Below are 14,712 nucleotides of genomic sequence, written 5' to 3'. Positions count from 1 at the left end.
TAGTCCACACACAGGTCCAGCATGTGCGCGCCCTCACGGATCTGGTCCCGCGCCATCTCCACACAGTCGTCCCAGCGCGCCTCCAGCATCGCCTCACGGAACTTCTTCGACCCGTTCGCGTTCGTCCGCTCACCGATCGCCATGTACGAGGTGTCCTGCCGGAACGGCACCGTCTGGTACAGGGAAGCGGCCCCCGGCTCCGGACGCGGGTCGCGGGCCCCGGGCGCGGCCCCCCGCACCCGCTCGACCACCTGGCGCAGGTGCTCGGGGGTGGTGCCGCAGCAGCCGCCGACGAGCGAGAGCCCGTAGTCCCGTACGAAGCCCTCCTGCGCGTCGGCCAGTTCGGAGGCCGACAGCGGGTAGTGCGCGCCGTCCTTGGTCAGGACGGGCAGGCCGGCGTTCGGCATACAGGACAGCGGAACACGCGAGTGCCGTGCGAGGTAGCGCAGGTGCTCGCTCATCTCGGCGGGGCCGGTGGCGCAGTTCAGGCCGATCATGTCGATGCCCAGCGGCTCCAGCGCCGTCAGCGCCGCACCGATCTCCGACCCCAGCAGCATCGTGCCGGTCGTCTCCACCGTCACCGAGCAGATCAGCGGAACGGAAACACCCAGCGCCTCCATCGCCCGCCGCGCCCCGATGATCGAGGACTTCGTCTGCAGCAGGTCCTGCGTGGTCTCCACCAGCAGCGCGTCCGCACCGCCGGACAGCAGGCCCTCCGCATTGATCTGGTAGGCGTCACGGATCTTGTCGTACGTGATGTGCCCCAGCGTCGGCAGCTTCGTACCCGGCCCCATCGACCCGAGCACCCACCGCTGCTGCCCCGTCGAAGCGGTGAACTCGTCGGCCACCTCCCGGGCGATGCGCGCCCCCGCCTCCGACAACTCGAAATTGCGCTCCGCGATGTCGTACTCGGCGAGCGCCGCGTAGTTCGTGCCGAAGGTGTTCGTCTCAACGCAGTCCACACCCACCGAGAAATACGCCTCGTGCACCGTGCGCACGATGTCCGGACGGGTCACATTGAGGACCTCGTTGCAGCCCTCCAACTGCTGGAAGTCCTCCATCGAAGGGTCCTGCGCCTGGAGCATCGTTCCCATCGCTCCGTCGGCGACGACCACCCGTGTGGCGAGCGCCTCGCGCAGGGCATCGGCCCGGGTCCCGCTCATGCCAGCGCTCGCAGCGCCGGGCCCAGCAGCCGGGCCGACTCGGTCCCGTAGACCTCCGTGACGGTGGCCAGCAGCCGTTCGCCGTCGACCTCGTAGTCCTGCGAGCCCACGGCCTGCAGGACCAGCGCGGCCATCGCGCAGCCCAGCTGTGCGGCGGTCTCCAGCGGCAGGTACCAGCTGACGGCCGCGAGGAACCCGGCCCGGAAGGCGTCGCCGACGCCCGTCGGGTCCTCGGGCCGGATGTCGGGGACGGCCGGCACGGTGAGGGCGGGCTCGCCCTTGCGCTCGATCCGGACGCCTTCGGCGCCCAGCGTGGTCACCCAGATGCCGACCCGTTCGAGGATCTCCGCCACGTCCCAGCCGGTCCGCTCGCGCAGCAGCGCGGACTCGTACGCGTTGGTGAACAGCCAGCGCGCCCCGGTCACCAGCTCCCGCACCTCGTCGCCGTCGAGGCGGGCGAGCTGCTGGGAGGGGTCGGCGGCGAAGGGGATGCCCAGCCCGCGGCACTGGCGGGTGTGCCGGAGCATCGCGGCCGGGTCGTTGGGCGAGACCAGCACCAGGTCGACGGGCGGGTCCCCGGGGCCGGTGAGGCTGCGCAGGTCGATCTCGGCGGCCTCGGCCATCGCACCGGCGTAGAAGGACGCGATCTGGTTGGCGTCCTGGTCGGTCATGCACATGAAGCGCGCGGTCTGGCAGGTGTCGGAGACGTACACCCCGCCGGTGTCGACTCCGTGCTCCTTGAGCCAGACCTCGTACTCGTGGAAGTCGAGGCCCACCGCCCCGGCGAGGACGGGGGCCAGGCCCAGTCCGCCGAGGCCGTAGGCGATGTTGGCCGCCACTCCGCCCCGCCGCACCTCGAGCGAGTCGACGAGGAACGAGAGCGAGACGTGCTCCAGCTGGTCCGGGAGCAGCTGGTCGACGAACCGGCCTGGGAAGGCCATGAGGTGATCCGTGGCGATGGATCCAGTCACCGCGATACGCACGTGGTCTCCTGATCGGGACGGAGGGGGCCGGTGCCCCGCCGTCGGCGGGGCGATGAGGGGTCGAGCGGGTGTCAGCGGGCGACGGCTGCCTTGAGCTGCTCGGCCCGGTCGGTGCGCTCCCAGGTGAAGTCCGGCAGCTCGCGGCCGAAGTGGCCGTAGGCGGCGGTCTGGGCGTAGATCGGGCGCAGCAGGTCGAGGTCGCGGATGATCGCGGCCGGGCGGAGGTCGAAGACCTCGGCGATGGCGTCCTCGATCTTCTGCGTCTCCACCTTGGCGGTGCCGAAGGTCTCGACGAAGAGGCCGACGGGCTCGGCCTTGCCGATGGCGTAGGCGACCTGGACCTCGCAGCGCGAGGCGAGGCCGGCGGCGACCACGTTCTTGGCGACCCAGCGCATCGCGTACGCGGCGGAGCGGTCCACCTTCGACGGGTCCTTGCCCGAGAAGGCGCCGCCGCCGTGGCGGGCCATGCCGCCGTACGTGTCGATGATGATCTTGCGGCCGGTGAGGCCGGCGTCGCCCATCGGGCCGCCGATCTCGAAGCGGCCGGTCGGGTTGACCAGCAGGCGGTAGCCCTCGGTGTCCAGCTTGATGCCGTCCTCGGCCAGCTGGGCCAGCACGTACGCGACCACGTGCTCCTGGATATCGGGGGCCAGCAGGCCCTCCAGGTCGATGTCGGAGGCGTGCTGCGAGGAGACGACCACGGTGTCGAGGCGGACCGCGGTGTCGCCGTCGTACTCGATGGTGACCTGGGTCTTGCCGTCGGGGCGCAGGTACGGGAGCGTGCCGTTCTTGCGGACCTCGGACAGGCGGCGGGAGAGCCGGTGCGCCAGGTGGATCGGCAGCGGCATCAGCTCGGGGGTCTCGTCGGTGGCGTAGCCGAACATCAGGCCCTGGTCGCCGGCGCCCTGCTTGTCGAGCTCGTCTTCATCGCCCTCGACCCGCTTCTCGTAGGCCGTGTCGACACCCTGCGCGATGTCCGGGGACTGCGCGCCGATGGACACCGAGACGCCGCAGGAGGCGCCGTCGAAGCCCTTGGCGGACGAGTCGTAGCCGATCTCGAGGATCTTGTCGCGGACCAGCTGCGGGATCGGCGCGTAGGCCTTGGTCGTGACCTCGCCGGCGATGTGGACGAGACCGGTGGTGATGAGGGTCTCGACGGCGACGCGGGAGGTCGGGTCCTGGGTGAGGAGCGCGTCGAGGATCGTGTCGCTGATCTGGTCGGCGATCTTGTCGGGGTGGCCTTCGGTGACGGACTCGGAGGTGAACAGTCGGCGGGACATAGTGCTCCAGGGTGGGAGAGGACGCTCGGCCCATGGCAGAGCGGCGGTGGGAGACCGCGGGAGGACGAGGTGCGCGTGCCCGTACGGGCGGGCAGCGGCCGCGGGTCAGCGGCTTATCCCGGCCTCGCGGTCGCGGAGGTGAGCGCCCGGGTGAGGGCGCGGGCGGAATCCGGGCCACCGTCGGCGGCGCCCGCGATCACGACGAACGGCGGGTACCAGCCGTGCGCGGCGATCCGGCCGGCGATCTCGCAGGCGAGGGCGCCCGCTCCGGAGAAGCAGGCCAGGACGAGGGGCTCCCCGGTGGCGAGCGCGGGGCGCAGCCCGGTCAGGAAGTCCGCGGCGTCCGCCGGAGCGCTCAGCGTGGCCAGCGCCTCCGGCCCCGGGTGGAGGTCGGCGAGCCGGGCGTAGCAGTCGGGCTCCGCGTCCGGCGGCGGGATCAGGCAGATGGTGCCGGCGCCCGGGTGGGCGGCCTCGCGCAGCAGGCGCAGCGCGCCGGTGGGGCGGATGGTGACCGGGGGCACGCGGGCTCCGGAGAGCAGCCCGAGGGCCTCCGCGACGGTCGTGGACCCGTCGGTGCAGAAGGGCAGTTCGCGCAGCAGGCCGGCGGTCTGCGACAGGATCAGCGCGGCCGCGTTGTCGGAGAGGCGGGTGCGGTCGTGTACGGCGGTCAGCACGAGCGAGCCGTCCGCCGCGTGCTGGGCGGTGAGGGTGAGGGGCACGCCGGTCAGCGGGCCGACGGCCTCGGGCGGGTCCACCCGGACGCCCTCGGCGGCGAGTTCCTCGCGGTACGCGTTCTCCGCGTACCCCTGCTCGCGCTGCGCCGGGGGCTCGAACACGATCAGGGATTCGGTGGTCCGGCCCTCGGCCGGGGAGGTGCCCGTCCAGGCCTGGATCTGGCCCGCGGACACCCATTCGTAGGCGGCCGCGTCCAGCACCCGGCCGGTGAGGTCGTCGAGCAGCCGCCGCAGGGGCGCGGCAGGGTCGACGACGAGGTGCACGGGCAGCGGGTTGCGCATCCGGCCAGGCAGCGATTCGACGCCCTCCAGGAAGATGCCGCGGCCTGAGACGGTGACGGCGAAGGCCACGGAACGCGGGTTGGCGTCGAGGTCGGCGGCCGGCCGGTAGAGCTGCAGGGCCCAGGCGGCGTGCAGCGCGGTGCTCTCGCTCGCACCCCACTGGGCGGCCCATTCGCGCAGCCGGACCGCCTCGGCGGCGGTGAGGGTCTGCCGGGTCCGGCCGTGGCCGAGCCGCCCGGTGGTGCGGGCGGCGGGCCGGGCGGGCAGGGTCGCGGCTCCGGGCGCGGGCGCGGCCCTGGACCAGAACGCACGGGCGGGCCCCGGGTCCTGGGCGCCCAGCCAGTGCAGGTGGTCGCGTACGTCGGGCCGGCGCTCCCCGCCGGGCATCCGGCCGTCGGCGAGGTAGGCCCGGTAGAAGGCGCCGAGCAGGGTGCGGATGCTGCGGCGGTCCAGCAGCACCTGGTGATAGGTGATCAGGATCCGGGTGGAACGGCCCTCGTGGTCCTCCCCGCCGGGCGGATCGTCCAGCAGCGCGATGCGCAGCGGCCCGGGATGGCGCAGGTCGAAGGCGCGGGCGCGCTCGCCGGCCAGCAGGGTGTGCCAGTCGGCCTCGCCGTGTCCGTGGCGCAGGATCTCCACGGCGGCGTGCGGATGGACGGCGATCCGCGGTCCGGTGTCGCGCACCGGCCGGGCCAGTGCGGCGCGCAGCACCGCCTCGCGGTCGGCGAGCGACTGCCAGGCGGCGGCGAACCGGGCGGTGTCCAGGGGGCCGTGCCAGCGCCAGTAGACCTGCCCGACGTGCAGTCCGGCGCCGGGCCGGGCCAGTGCGTCGAGCAGGACGTCGCGCTGGAGCGGGGCGGCGGGGGCCGTGGTCAGGACGGCTTCGGGCGCGCCGGCGGGGCCGGTCCGGCCGCAGTCGGGGCCGTCGGCGGTGCGGTGCGGGGCGCTCGCGCCGTCCCCGGAGCGCGGCGAGGCCAGCAGGTCCGCGAGGGTGCCCGCGGGAAACGGCGGCGGGGGCACCTGGAGCGTGTGGTGGGTCTCGGTGTGCCGGTGCAGCGTCGGGGTGCACGGCGGCAGCGCCGCGAGCGCCGCCTCCAGGGCCCGGGGTGTGAGCGGGCCGTGGAGGTCGAGCGAAGGCGGCGGGCCGGGAGTGACGATCACCGTCACGGGCGCGGCCATCTGCTCCCTCCTCGGTCGGCAGTGTGCATCGGGCATGGGCATGGACATGGAAAGGTCTCGGAGTATGCGAGCGGCGGCCACACGGCGCTGACGCCGCGCTGACACGGCCTGCTCATCCGGTTCACGCGCTCGCCAGGCCTTCCTCGACCGCGCCCATGAAGCCCTCGTCGAGCATGGTGTGGACGGCGGTGTCGCGGGCGGTGTCCAGCCCGGTGTCGTGGCAGGCGACGCTCACCAGGTAGCGGTCGGCGAGCACCGGGAAGGTGGCGAACGCCCACTCCCCGCGGGAGGCGGGGGAACCGTCGGGAGCGATCAGCCGGCCGCTCTCCAGACCGAAGCCGAACTCGGTGAACCCCAGCCGCAGTCCCTGCCCCAGCGCCTTGGTGTAGGCCTCCTTCAGGGTCCACAGCCGCAGCAGCTCGGAGGTCTGGCGGTCCTGGGACATGCGGGTGAGCTCCGCGTGCTCCGCGGGGGTGCACATGTGGTCGTGGAACAGCTCGAAGGAGATCTTGCGCTTGGCGGACTCGGTGTCGACACCGATCCGGCCCGTCCTGCTGACGCCGACCACGATCAGGTCGTCGGTGTGGCTCAGGCTGATGTCGATCTGGTCGAATCCGCGGATGTACGGCCTTCCACCGATTTTGTACGCGAGGTCGAGCGCGGCCGGTACCGTCCTCAAGGCCGCGGCGGCCGTGTACTTCACGACCATGCGCGAGGCGACGAAGCAGTAGCGCATCGCCGCGTTCTCGGTGCGCCGGTAGCGCTGCCAGTCGCGGCCGAGGAGAGGGCGCAGCTCGGAGTCGGAGAGGGCCGCGGTCAGCCATTCGCCCCAGGTGGCGAACACGACGGCGCTGCCGTCGCGTTCGAGGCTCTCGCGCACCGTGTCCCAGGGCCCGTCGGGTCCGGAGACGTGGATGGGCGGCGCGATGGTCCGCTCTTCCCGTGCGGTCTGCTGAGGCATGGACTGGTTCCCTCCCTGGATCCCCCGGTTCTCCCTCTGGTTCTCCGTCACTGGGTCAGCTCGCTGCCGTCGAGATCGCAGCTGAGACCCCCGCGGTAGCGGCGGATGAGCTCGTCGAGCACCTGGCGCAGGCAGCTCTCGGGCAGGTCCGGGACGACGATGCCCAGCCGTCCGGCGAGCCGGGACAGCGCGAGGACCGCCCAGGCCGGGTCGGCGAGGAAGGCGTCGGCGCCGTCCTGCCCCTCCCAGATGCCCAGTACGGCGGCGGCGGCCTGCACGATCGCGTACCGGTCGCTGAGGATCACGACGGCCGGGTCGGTCAGCGCGGCCCGGGTGGCGGGCAGGGCCGCGCACTCGGAGCGCAGCGCCCGCAGTTCGTTGACGAAGCCCTCGGCGAGGTCGCTGAGGACGGCCATCTGGCCGCCGACGCCCCGGGTCGCGGCCAGCCGGCCGGCCGAGCCGATGAGCGAGGCGGACAGGAAGTCCTCGCCGCTGGCGATGCCGAGCAGCCGGTAGTCGAGCACGGGAAGGGTCGCCCCGCTGCGGAACAGCTCGGGCGGCGGCTCCTCGGCGAGGAACCAGGAGCGCTCGGCGAGGCTGCGCAGCTGCGGGACGATGACGGCGTGGCAGGCGGCCGTGCCGGCGTGGCCCAGGCCCGCGACCGGCAGGTCGCGCACCAGCTTGTCGACGGACCCGTACTGCGGGCTGCCGTGCTCGTAGCCGTGCGCGCCCAGCACGGTGGCGAGTTCCTCCAGGCTCTCGCGCAGCAGGTCCGGCACCACGTACTTGACGGCCGCGGCCAGGATGTGGGCGCGCTCGGGCAGCAGGCTGAGCGAGCGCAGCGCGACGGTGGCCATGCTGTCGCAGGCCAGCAGGTCGGCGAAGACCCCGGCGAGCGGCTTGTGCCAGCGCTTGGCGATGGGGGCGCTGCGTCCGGTGGACGCGGCGCGCACGGCCGAGCGCAGCACGGTGTCGGCGGCCGCGATGGCGACGCCGGGGATGAGGCAGCGGTTGACCTGGAAGGTGCGCAGGGCCAGCGAGACCCCTTCGCCGGGGCTGCCGACCAGGGCGTCCTCGGGGACCGGGTACCCGTTGAACTCCAGGCCGGAGAAGATGCCGCCGCGCATCCCGGGGGTGGGGACGCGGGGCAGGTGGCGGATGCCTTCGGCGGGCAGCTCCGCGGGGTCCAGGAGCAGCACGGAGTGGCTGCGGGGGCCGCGTTCGGGCGCGGTGCGGGCGTAGACCACGTACGCGCCCGCACGCGAGGCGTTCATGATGACGTCCTTGCGGCCGTCGAGGGTGTAGCCGCCGCGCGGGTCCGGGGTCGCGACGAGCTCGTCGCGCAGGATGGCGTTGGCGTGGGCGAGTTCGTGGTGGACGATCGAGGCCCGTCCGCCGCCGAGCAGCAGGTCCGCGGTCCGCTCGCGCTGGCGTGCGGTGCCGGCGGCCCAGACCGCGGCGGTCGCGAACAGCGAGGTGATGCCGAAGCCGAAGCCGAGGGCCAGGTCGCGGCGGAAGACCGGGCGCAGCACCTTGGCGAGCAGGTCGGCGCGGGTCAGGCGGCCGCCGAACTCGGCCGGGACGAACTCGGCCGCGAGTCCGGTCCCGGTCAGCAGCCGTTCGGTGGCGGCCGGGAGCTCCCCGCGGGAGTCGGCGGCGCACAGCGCGGCGATCCCGTGCGGGTTGGCGGGGTCGTGGGGGGCGCCGAGGAGCGCCTCCAGCCGGGCCGCCCGGCGCAGCGCCGCCGCCTCGTGGGACGCGGAGGCGGTGGCGGGCATGGCCGAGGTGTCGTCCGGGGCATGCAGGGAGATGGTCATGATGGCGTCGATCAACTCCCGTTCAGAGGGTCCTGATGGTGGATTCCGCGTGCCGCTTGGCCAGGTTCAGGACGGTGGCGCTCTGCCCGGCGAGCAGTTCGCGTACGTGGTGACGCGCCTCCTCGATCCCGGCGCCCCGGCCCAGGACCGCCTCGGCGGCCTCCTCGCGCAGCAGCACGTTGTGCCGGGCGAGGGCGGTGACGCCCGTCTCGTCCGGGATCACCGACCATTCCCCGGTGTGCGCCTCCAGCAGCAGCGGGGTCCGCGTCTGCTTGTGGACGATGCGGAAGGCGTGCGGGAAGCAGATCCGCACCTCCTGCGTGGACTGCATCGTCTGCGTGGACTGCGCGGTCCGCGTCGCCGGGTCCGATCCCCACACGGTGTCCATCGAGACCACCTGCACACCGGGCCGGTCCTCGGCGACGTCGGCGCGCACCACGTGCGGGACCTGGCCGGGCCAGTCGGCGATGCCGTAGAGGAAGTCGTAGACGAGTTCGGCCGGCCCCTTGACGCGTACGGACTCCTCGACCGTCAGCAGCAGGGAGTCCAGGGCGGTCCAGCGCTCGGCGGTCTCCTTCAGCCGCGCCAGCTCGGCCCGGCTGTTGTCGTCCGTCGCCCGCTCCACCCAGGACAGGTCCTCGGGCCGGTCGTCGGCGACGGTGAACTCGTGGTCCAGCGTCAGCCGGGAGCGCCCGGTGCCCCGCGCCTCGACCGACCAGCGGCCGCCCAGCGCCAGGGCGGGCGCGGCCGGGACCTCCTGGTGGAAGTCGATGCGGTGGGCCTGCGCGTCCAGGGTGCGGCGCGACAGCCAGGACTTGACGGTGCCGCCCGCGGTCACCCACATCTGGAACCGGTCCCGGATCCCGTCGAAGTCGAGCCGTTCGACGTGGATGCTCGGCGGTACGAACAGCGGCCACTGGGTGGTGTCCGCGATCAACCCGTAGACCACGCCCGCCGGCGCCGCCACGTCCACCGCGTACGTCCTGCGGTGCACTCGCTCACCCGTCATCGGCTCAACCTCTCTCGCTGGCTCTCGAGACTGACAAGATCCGCCGGAGAGCCGCTCGAATCCCTCTCGACCTCCAGGACCTCTCGAGGGTCCCGGCGGCCGGGCGCCCGGGCGCGAGATCCGGGGCCGCCGCGTCCTCGTCAGGAGGGGCGGCGGCCCCGGAGCCGGTGCAGCGCGCCGGCCGGGCGCTGCGAGCCGTACGGCCGGGACGGGGGTGGGCCGGGCCGTGCGGATCACGGCGGGTTCGGTGACACCCGCTGGTCGACAGGGTTTCCCGGGCGGCCGGAGACGCGGCGGAGAGCCGGTCGAGGTGCCGTCGAGCGGGCGGCCGCCCGGAGGGGTCCGGGGTTTCGCCCGGCGGCCGCGCCCGGCACCCTGGAACAGGTCATCGGACATGGCCGGGAACGATCAGGATCGGCGAGTGGAGAAGCAATGAACGGGCCCAGCGGCGATCCGGAGTGGTTCCGCGTCTTCAGTCCGGCCCCGGACGCGGCCGTGCGCCTGGTCTGCCTGCCCCACGCGGGCGGCTCCGCCAGCTTCTACTTTCCCGTCGCCAAGGCGCTCTCGCCCTCGGTCGAGGTGCTGGCCGTGCAGTACCCCGGCCGCCAGGACCGGCGCATGGAGCCCCTGGTCGAGGACATCAACACCCTCGCCGACCGGATCGCCGAGGAGCTCAAGGAGTACCGGGACAAGCCGCTGGCCCTCTTCGGGCACAGCATGGGAGCCGTCATCGGCTTCGAGGTCGCCCAGCGCCTCGAAGCCCGCGGGGACGGGCTCGTCGAGCTGTTCGTCTCGGGGCGCCGCGCCCCCTCGGCGAGCCGCCCCGAGCGCTGGCACGACGCGAGCGACGCCCAGCTGGTCGCCGAGATCAAGTCCCACCAGGCGGCGGGGTCCGAGCTGCTGGACGACCCGGAGATGCGGGCGATGCTGCTGCCGGCGATCCGCGCCGACTACAAGGCGGTGGAGACGCACGTCTACGGCCCCGGAGCCGCGGTGCGCTGCCCGGTGACGGCCTTCACCGGGGACGCCGACCCCAAGGTCACCGTCGACGAGGCGCTGGCCTGGCGGGACCACACCTCGGGCGACTTCCACTCGGAGGTCTTCACGGGCGGCCACTTCTACCTGAGCGACCACACCGCCGCCGTCCTGCGCACCGTGTCGGCGCGGCTGACCGCCTCGCTCGCCGGCGCCGTCTGACCGCCGGGGGGCGGTTTCAGACGACGCCGGCGGGCCGGCGCACCCGTACGGCCTCGGCACCCAGCGGGGCCAGCGCCCGGCGCAGGATCCCGCCGGTCAGCGAGGCTCCGCTGGCCGCGAAGTACCCGTCGGGCCGGATCAGCACCCAGCCGCCGGGCACCAGGCCCAGCGCCTGGCGCAGCCGCCCGTCCGGGTCGGCCAGCGCGCCGGGGCCCGCACCGGGCTCCCCGCCGACCGTCCGCACCGACAGCCACGCCCCGTATCCGGCGGCGGCCTCGGCCGACGCGGCAGCGGCGGCGGCCGGGCCGCCCGCGGCGCACAGCAGCGACCAGCGGGTGTCGCGCAGTTCCTCCTGGAGGGCGTCCGCGCCCGGGTCGCCGGGGAAGCGGGCGGCCGCCGCCGAGGCGCGGCTGCCCGCCGGGGCCGCGATGCCCGGGTCCGGGAGGGTCAGCGAGGACTCGGGGTAGGCCAGGCGCAGCCCGGACATGCCGCCGAGCACCTTGCGCTGGATGGCCCGCCGCAGCGGCGGCACGTTGCGCACCACACCCATGACGACCGGCAGCATCACCCCGGCCATCACGTTCTTGAACTGGACCAGGAAGGTGGCCGTGCGGGTGCTGCCGAGCAGCGCCTTGCCGACCGGGACGCGCTCCTCGCCGTAGGTGTCGAGCAGTTCGCGCCCGGCCCAGCCCTGTTCGACCTGGGCCAGCTTCCACGCCAGGTTGTAGGCCTCCTGCACGCCGGTGTTCATGCCCTGCCCGGAGGCGGGGCTGTGCACGTGGGCGGCGTCGCCGGCGACGAAGCAGCGGCCCTCGTGCATCCGCGGCACCATGCGCTGCTGGAAGGTGAAGACGGAGGTCCACTGGGGCTCGCCCACGCTCACGCTCTGGCCGAGGCCCGCGCTGAGCTTGCTCCCGAAGCGGCTCGCGACGCTGCCCGCCGCGTCACCGGCGGGCGCGGTGTCCAGCAGCCGCCAGTGCCCCTCGCGGCTGTAGGGCACCATCATCATGGCCTGCCGGCCGGTGTGCACCCAGTAGATGCTGTCCTGTGCGAGGCCGGTGACCACCGGGGCGTCGGCCAGTTCCCAGGTCTCGCTGGACTCGCCGAGCAGCGGCAGCTCCAGCTGCTTGCGGACGGTGCTGTGGCCGCCGTCGCAGCCGACCAGCCAGGGGACCTCGTACTCCTCCCGCGTGCCGTCGGCCTGTTCCAGGCGGGCCCGCACTCCGGAGGGGTCCTGGGTGAGTCCGGTGAGCCGCACGCCCCATTCGACGCGGACGCCGAGCCGGGCCACGGCCTCGCGCAGCACCGCCTCGGTGCGGGTCTGCTCGATGATGACGGTGTACGGGTAACGGGTGGGCATGGAGGCGTAGTCGGCGTCCAGCCGCACCAGCCTGCGCCCGCGCGCGAACATCGTGAAGGCGCGGTTGCGGCGCCCGGCCTCGACGACCGGCGCCACGACGCCCATCTGGTCGAAGGTCTCCAGGGTGCGCGGGTGCACGGCCACCGCGCGGCTGGTGCGGGCGGGCCCCTCGGCCCCGTCGATCAGCCGCACCCGCAGGCCCCTGCGGGCCAGTTCGTGGGCGGCCGTCAGACCGACCGGCCCGGCGCCGACGACCAGGACCTGGTCGGCCCCGGTCCGCGCCCGGGCCCGCGTCGGGTCCTCGGCCTGATCAGGCATAGGTACCGGCCGTGTCCAGGCGGGCGCCGACCGGGACCACCTCGTAGAGGCCGGCCTCGGTGGTGACGAGCGGGGAGAGCGCGGCGGCGAGGGCGTTGAACTCCTCGCTGCCCACGGCGGCCTCGTACTGCTCGAGGTCGTTCCAGTGGGCGATCTCGACGAAGACGCCGGGCTGGCCCAGGTTGCGCAGGGTGCGGTTGCCGACGTGGCCTTCCGTGGCGGCGAGGTGGGCCGTGACCGGGTCCTTGGCGGCCAGGAACTCGTTGATGTCGCCGAGCACGGTCATCTTCTTGATCAAAGTCACCATGGGGGTCTCTCCTCTTATCGGGGTGTCAGGGGTGGGGCGGAAAAGGGTGGCGGGTGCGGGATCAGGCGTAGGTGCCGTCTTCCTGCAGGCGGGCGCCCGCCTCGACCACCTCGTAGAGGCCCGGCTCGGGCGTGGCGAGCGCGGCCAGCGGGGCGACGAGGGAGCGGAACTCCGCGCTGCCCACGGCGGCCTGGTGCGCGGCCTGGTCGTCCCAGTGGGCGACCTCGACGAAGACGCCGGGCTCGTTCAGGTTGCGCAGGGTGCGGTTGCCGATGTGGCCGGGCCGGGAGCTCATGAAGGCCGTGATCGGCTCCTTGGCGGCCAGGAACTCGTTGACGTCGCCCTGCACGGTCAGCTTGTTGATGAAGGTGGTCATGGTCTCTCCTCGGGTCGGGGTAACAAGACGGGGGAAGGTTCGGGGGTCAGGCGGCGGCCTCGGCGGCCGCCCGTTCGGTGAGGGTGCGGCGCAGGCCCCGGCGCTCCGGCTTGCCGACGGGCGTGCGCGGGACGGAGTCGAGGACCTCGACGCGGCGGATCTGCTCGAAGTGGGCGAGGCGCTCGTTGGCCCGCACCACGATCGAGTCGACGAGGTCGAGCAGTCCCGGGGCGGTCGGCTCGCGCAGCACGATGCCCGCCCACACCAGCGCCCCGTGGACGGGGTCGGGCCAGCCCACGACCACGCAGTCGGCGACGCGCGGGTCGTCCGCGAGGATCCGCTCGACGGCGGTCGGGGAGACGAGTTCGTTGTCGTACTTGAAGACGTCGCCGAGCCGGTCCACCAGGAACAGCACCCCGTCCGGGGTGACGTAGCCGACGTCGCCGGTGGAGAACCAGCCCTCGGCGTCCAGGTGCCCCTGCCCGTCGTCGCCGAGGTATCCGGTCATCACCTGCGGGCCGCGGATCTGGACCTCGCCGGTGCTGTACACGTCGACGGGCGCCCGGGAGGCGAGGTCGACGATCCGGCACTCGGTGCCCGGCACGGGGGCGCCGACCGAGCCGGTCAGCGGCTTCCCGGGGTCCTGGCTGTGGGCGAGCGGGGAGAGTTCGGCCATGCCGTAGCCCTGGACGACGGGGACGCGGAGCCAGTCCTGGAGCTGCCGGGTGGCGGCGGGGGACAACGCCGTGCCGCCGGACAGGACGGCCTGCAGCCGCAGTCCGGCCGGCGGGGCGGGACGGCCGGAGCCGTCCTGCTCACCGGGGTGCAGCGCGGCGGCGAGCCGGTGCAGGCGGGCCGGCAGTCCGTAGAAGTGCGTGGCGCCCGCGGCGGCGGCCAGCTCGAGCGCGGCCGTCGGGGCCGGGTCGGCGCACAGCACCTGGCGGGCGCCCGCGTAGACCGCCGAGTTGAGGTGCATGACGTGGTAGAGCGGCAGGTGGTTCAGGGTCACGCTGTCGCTGCCGAGGCCGTGCGCGTGGGCGGTCTGGGCGGCGTTGGCGACCAGGTTGCGGTGGCTGAGGCGGACCCCGCGGGGCAGGCCCGTGGTGCCCGTCGTGAACTGGATGCAGGCGTCGGCGGACAGGTCGGCGCCCGCTTCGCCCGAGCCGTGGGCGGCGGGTCGTCCCCCGGGCACCCGGTCCAGGGCGACGGCCACCGGCACGGTGTCCGCGGGCACCACCCCGTCGGGCGCGTCGGTCACCAGGATCTCGGCGAGGGCGGGCAGCCGTTCGCCCGCCTTGACGAGCAGTTCGGCCGTCGCCGTCGGGACCAGCGCCAGCTCGACCCCGGCCGTGGCGCAGACGTGCACCAGCCCGGCCTCCTTGATCAGCGGGTTGACCAGGACGACGGTGTTGCCGCTGCGCACGGTGCCGTAGTAGGCGGCGGCGAAGTCCGCGTCGAGCACGTTGGCGACACCGACCCGGGCGCCGCGGCGGCCGAGCCGCTGCTCCAGGTAGGCCGCGTACCGGTCGGCCCGGTCGTCGAGCTCGGCGAAGGTGACCTGGTCCTCGCCCGCGGCGATGGCGCAGCCGCCGGGGTCGCGCACGGCGGCCCGGCGCAGCAGGGCGTCCAGCGGGAGTTCGGGATACGTGAAACGCGGCACGGTCTTCCTCACTGGTCGGGCGGCTGGCGGTCGGGCGGTCCGGGGGCGGTCGGTCTCTGCCGGGCGGCGGTCTGCCGGCCGGTCGG

Annotated in this window: 12 protein-coding genes; 1 reads left to right on the top strand and 11 read right to left on the bottom strand. The window is 73.9% G+C overall.

All coding sequences use genetic code 11. The annotated features are described in order from the left end of the window. The 7 genes from AB0D66_RS27295 to AB0D66_RS27265 form a co-directional block, all read right to left on the bottom strand. A partial coding sequence (locus AB0D66_RS27295; protein ID WP_362308816.1) for a homocysteine S-methyltransferase family protein occupies positions 1–1,163 on the bottom strand: 1,163 nt, incomplete at its 3' end. Next, positions 1,160–2,146: a carbohydrate kinase family protein gene (locus AB0D66_RS27290; protein WP_362308813.1), complete on the bottom strand. Its 987-nt coding sequence runs from the start codon at positions 2,144–2,146 to the stop codon at positions 1,160–1,162. The genes AB0D66_RS27290 and AB0D66_RS27295, both read right to left, overlap by 4 nt. A gap of 71 nt (positions 2,147–2,217) precedes the next feature. Beyond that, on the bottom strand, positions 2,218–3,426 hold the full coding sequence (gene metK / locus AB0D66_RS27285; RefSeq protein ID WP_362308810.1) for a methionine adenosyltransferase: 1,209 nt from the start codon (positions 3,424–3,426) through the stop codon (positions 2,218–2,220). Between the two features lie 113 nt (positions 3,427–3,539). Continuing rightward, a complete protein-coding gene (locus AB0D66_RS27280; RefSeq protein ID WP_362308808.1) occupies positions 3,540–5,621 on the bottom strand; it encodes a condensation domain-containing protein in 2,082 nt (693 codons plus the stop codon). A gap of 121 nt (positions 5,622–5,742) precedes the next feature. After that, positions 5,743–6,582: a 4'-phosphopantetheinyl transferase superfamily protein gene (locus tag AB0D66_RS27275; protein ID WP_362308805.1), complete on the bottom strand. Its 840-nt coding sequence runs from the start codon at positions 6,580–6,582 to the stop codon at positions 5,743–5,745. 47 nt (positions 6,583–6,629) lie between these two features. Beyond that, a complete protein-coding gene (locus tag AB0D66_RS27270) occupies positions 6,630–8,399 on the bottom strand; it encodes an acyl-CoA dehydrogenase (RefSeq protein WP_362308802.1) in 1,770 nt (589 codons plus the stop codon). A gap of 22 nt (positions 8,400–8,421) precedes the next feature. After that, positions 8,422–9,408, bottom strand: coding sequence for an SRPBCC family protein (locus AB0D66_RS27265; protein ID WP_362308799.1), 987 nt, complete (start codon positions 9,406–9,408; stop codon positions 8,422–8,424). Positions 9,409–9,840: 432 nt separating this feature from the next. On the opposite strand from AB0D66_RS27265, the gene AB0D66_RS27260 reads away from it, so the two are divergent. Continuing rightward, the gene (locus AB0D66_RS27260; RefSeq protein ID WP_362308796.1) at positions 9,841–10,605 is read left to right on the top strand and encodes an alpha/beta fold hydrolase; all 765 of its coding nucleotides are present in this window, start codon (positions 9,841–9,843) and stop codon (positions 10,603–10,605) included. A gap of 16 nt (positions 10,606–10,621) precedes the next feature. Here the strand turns inward: AB0D66_RS27260 and AB0D66_RS27255 are convergent, their stop codons facing one another. The 4 genes from AB0D66_RS27255 to AB0D66_RS27240 form a co-directional block, all read right to left on the bottom strand. Then, positions 10,622–12,283 (bottom strand): FAD-dependent oxidoreductase, encoded by a 1,662-nt coding sequence (locus tag AB0D66_RS27255; RefSeq protein ID WP_362308793.1) that lies wholly within the window; start codon positions 12,281–12,283, stop codon positions 10,622–10,624. Then, on the bottom strand, positions 12,276–12,590 hold the full coding sequence (locus AB0D66_RS27250) for an antibiotic biosynthesis monooxygenase (RefSeq protein ID WP_362308790.1): 315 nt from the start codon (positions 12,588–12,590) through the stop codon (positions 12,276–12,278). Before AB0D66_RS27250 ends, AB0D66_RS27255 begins: the two co-directional genes overlap by 8 nt. 61 nt (positions 12,591–12,651) lie before the next feature. Further along, complete coding sequence (locus AB0D66_RS27245) at positions 12,652–12,966, bottom strand: antibiotic biosynthesis monooxygenase family protein (protein ID WP_362308788.1); 315 nt, start codon at positions 12,964–12,966, stop codon at positions 12,652–12,654. Between the two features lie 46 nt (positions 12,967–13,012). Next, positions 13,013–14,626 carry a class I adenylate-forming enzyme family protein gene (locus tag AB0D66_RS27240; RefSeq protein ID WP_362308785.1) on the bottom strand — a complete coding sequence of 538 codons (1,614 nt, stop codon included), beginning with the start codon at positions 14,624–14,626 and terminating at the stop codon, positions 13,013–13,015. Positions 14,627–14,712: the final 86 nt, after the last annotated feature.

Origin of the sequence: Streptomyces sp. NPDC048270 (assembly GCF_040652335.1) — a bacterium.
Classification (GTDB): Bacteria; Actinomycetota; Actinomycetes; order Streptomycetales; family Streptomycetaceae; genus Streptomyces.
The sequence above is the reverse complement of the archived record's forward strand: the minus strand, read 5'-3'. Positions and strand labels throughout refer to the sequence as shown.

What these genes read in the sequence shown, in the direction of transcription:
- AB0D66_RS27255 (WP_362308793.1), bottom strand. Translation starts at nt 12,283, where the DNA reads ATGCCTGATCAGGCCGAGGACCCGACGCGGGCCCGGGCGCGGACCGGG.
- AB0D66_RS27275 (WP_362308805.1), bottom strand. Translation starts at nt 6,582, where the DNA reads ATGCCTCAGCAGACCGCACGGGAAGAGCGGACCATCGCGCCGCCCATC.
- AB0D66_RS27270 (WP_362308802.1), bottom strand. Translation starts at nt 8,399, where the DNA reads ATGACCATCTCCCTGCATGCCCCGGACGACACCTCGGCCATGCCCGCC.
- AB0D66_RS27245 (WP_362308788.1), bottom strand. Translation starts at nt 12,966, where the DNA reads ATGACCACCTTCATCAACAAGCTGACCGTGCAGGGCGACGTCAACGAG.
- AB0D66_RS27260 (WP_362308796.1), top strand. Translation starts at nt 9,841, where the DNA reads ATGAACGGGCCCAGCGGCGATCCGGAGTGGTTCCGCGTCTTCAGTCCG.
- AB0D66_RS27250 (WP_362308790.1), bottom strand. Translation starts at nt 12,590, where the DNA reads ATGGTGACTTTGATCAAGAAGATGACCGTGCTCGGCGACATCAACGAG.
- metK (WP_362308810.1), bottom strand. Translation starts at nt 3,426, where the DNA reads ATGTCCCGCCGACTGTTCACCTCCGAGTCCGTCACCGAAGGCCACCCC.
- AB0D66_RS27265 (WP_362308799.1), bottom strand. Translation starts at nt 9,408, where the DNA reads ATGACGGGTGAGCGAGTGCACCGCAGGACGTACGCGGTGGACGTGGCG.
- AB0D66_RS27280 (WP_362308808.1), bottom strand. Translation starts at nt 5,621, where the DNA reads ATGGCCGCGCCCGTGACGGTGATCGTCACTCCCGGCCCGCCGCCTTCG.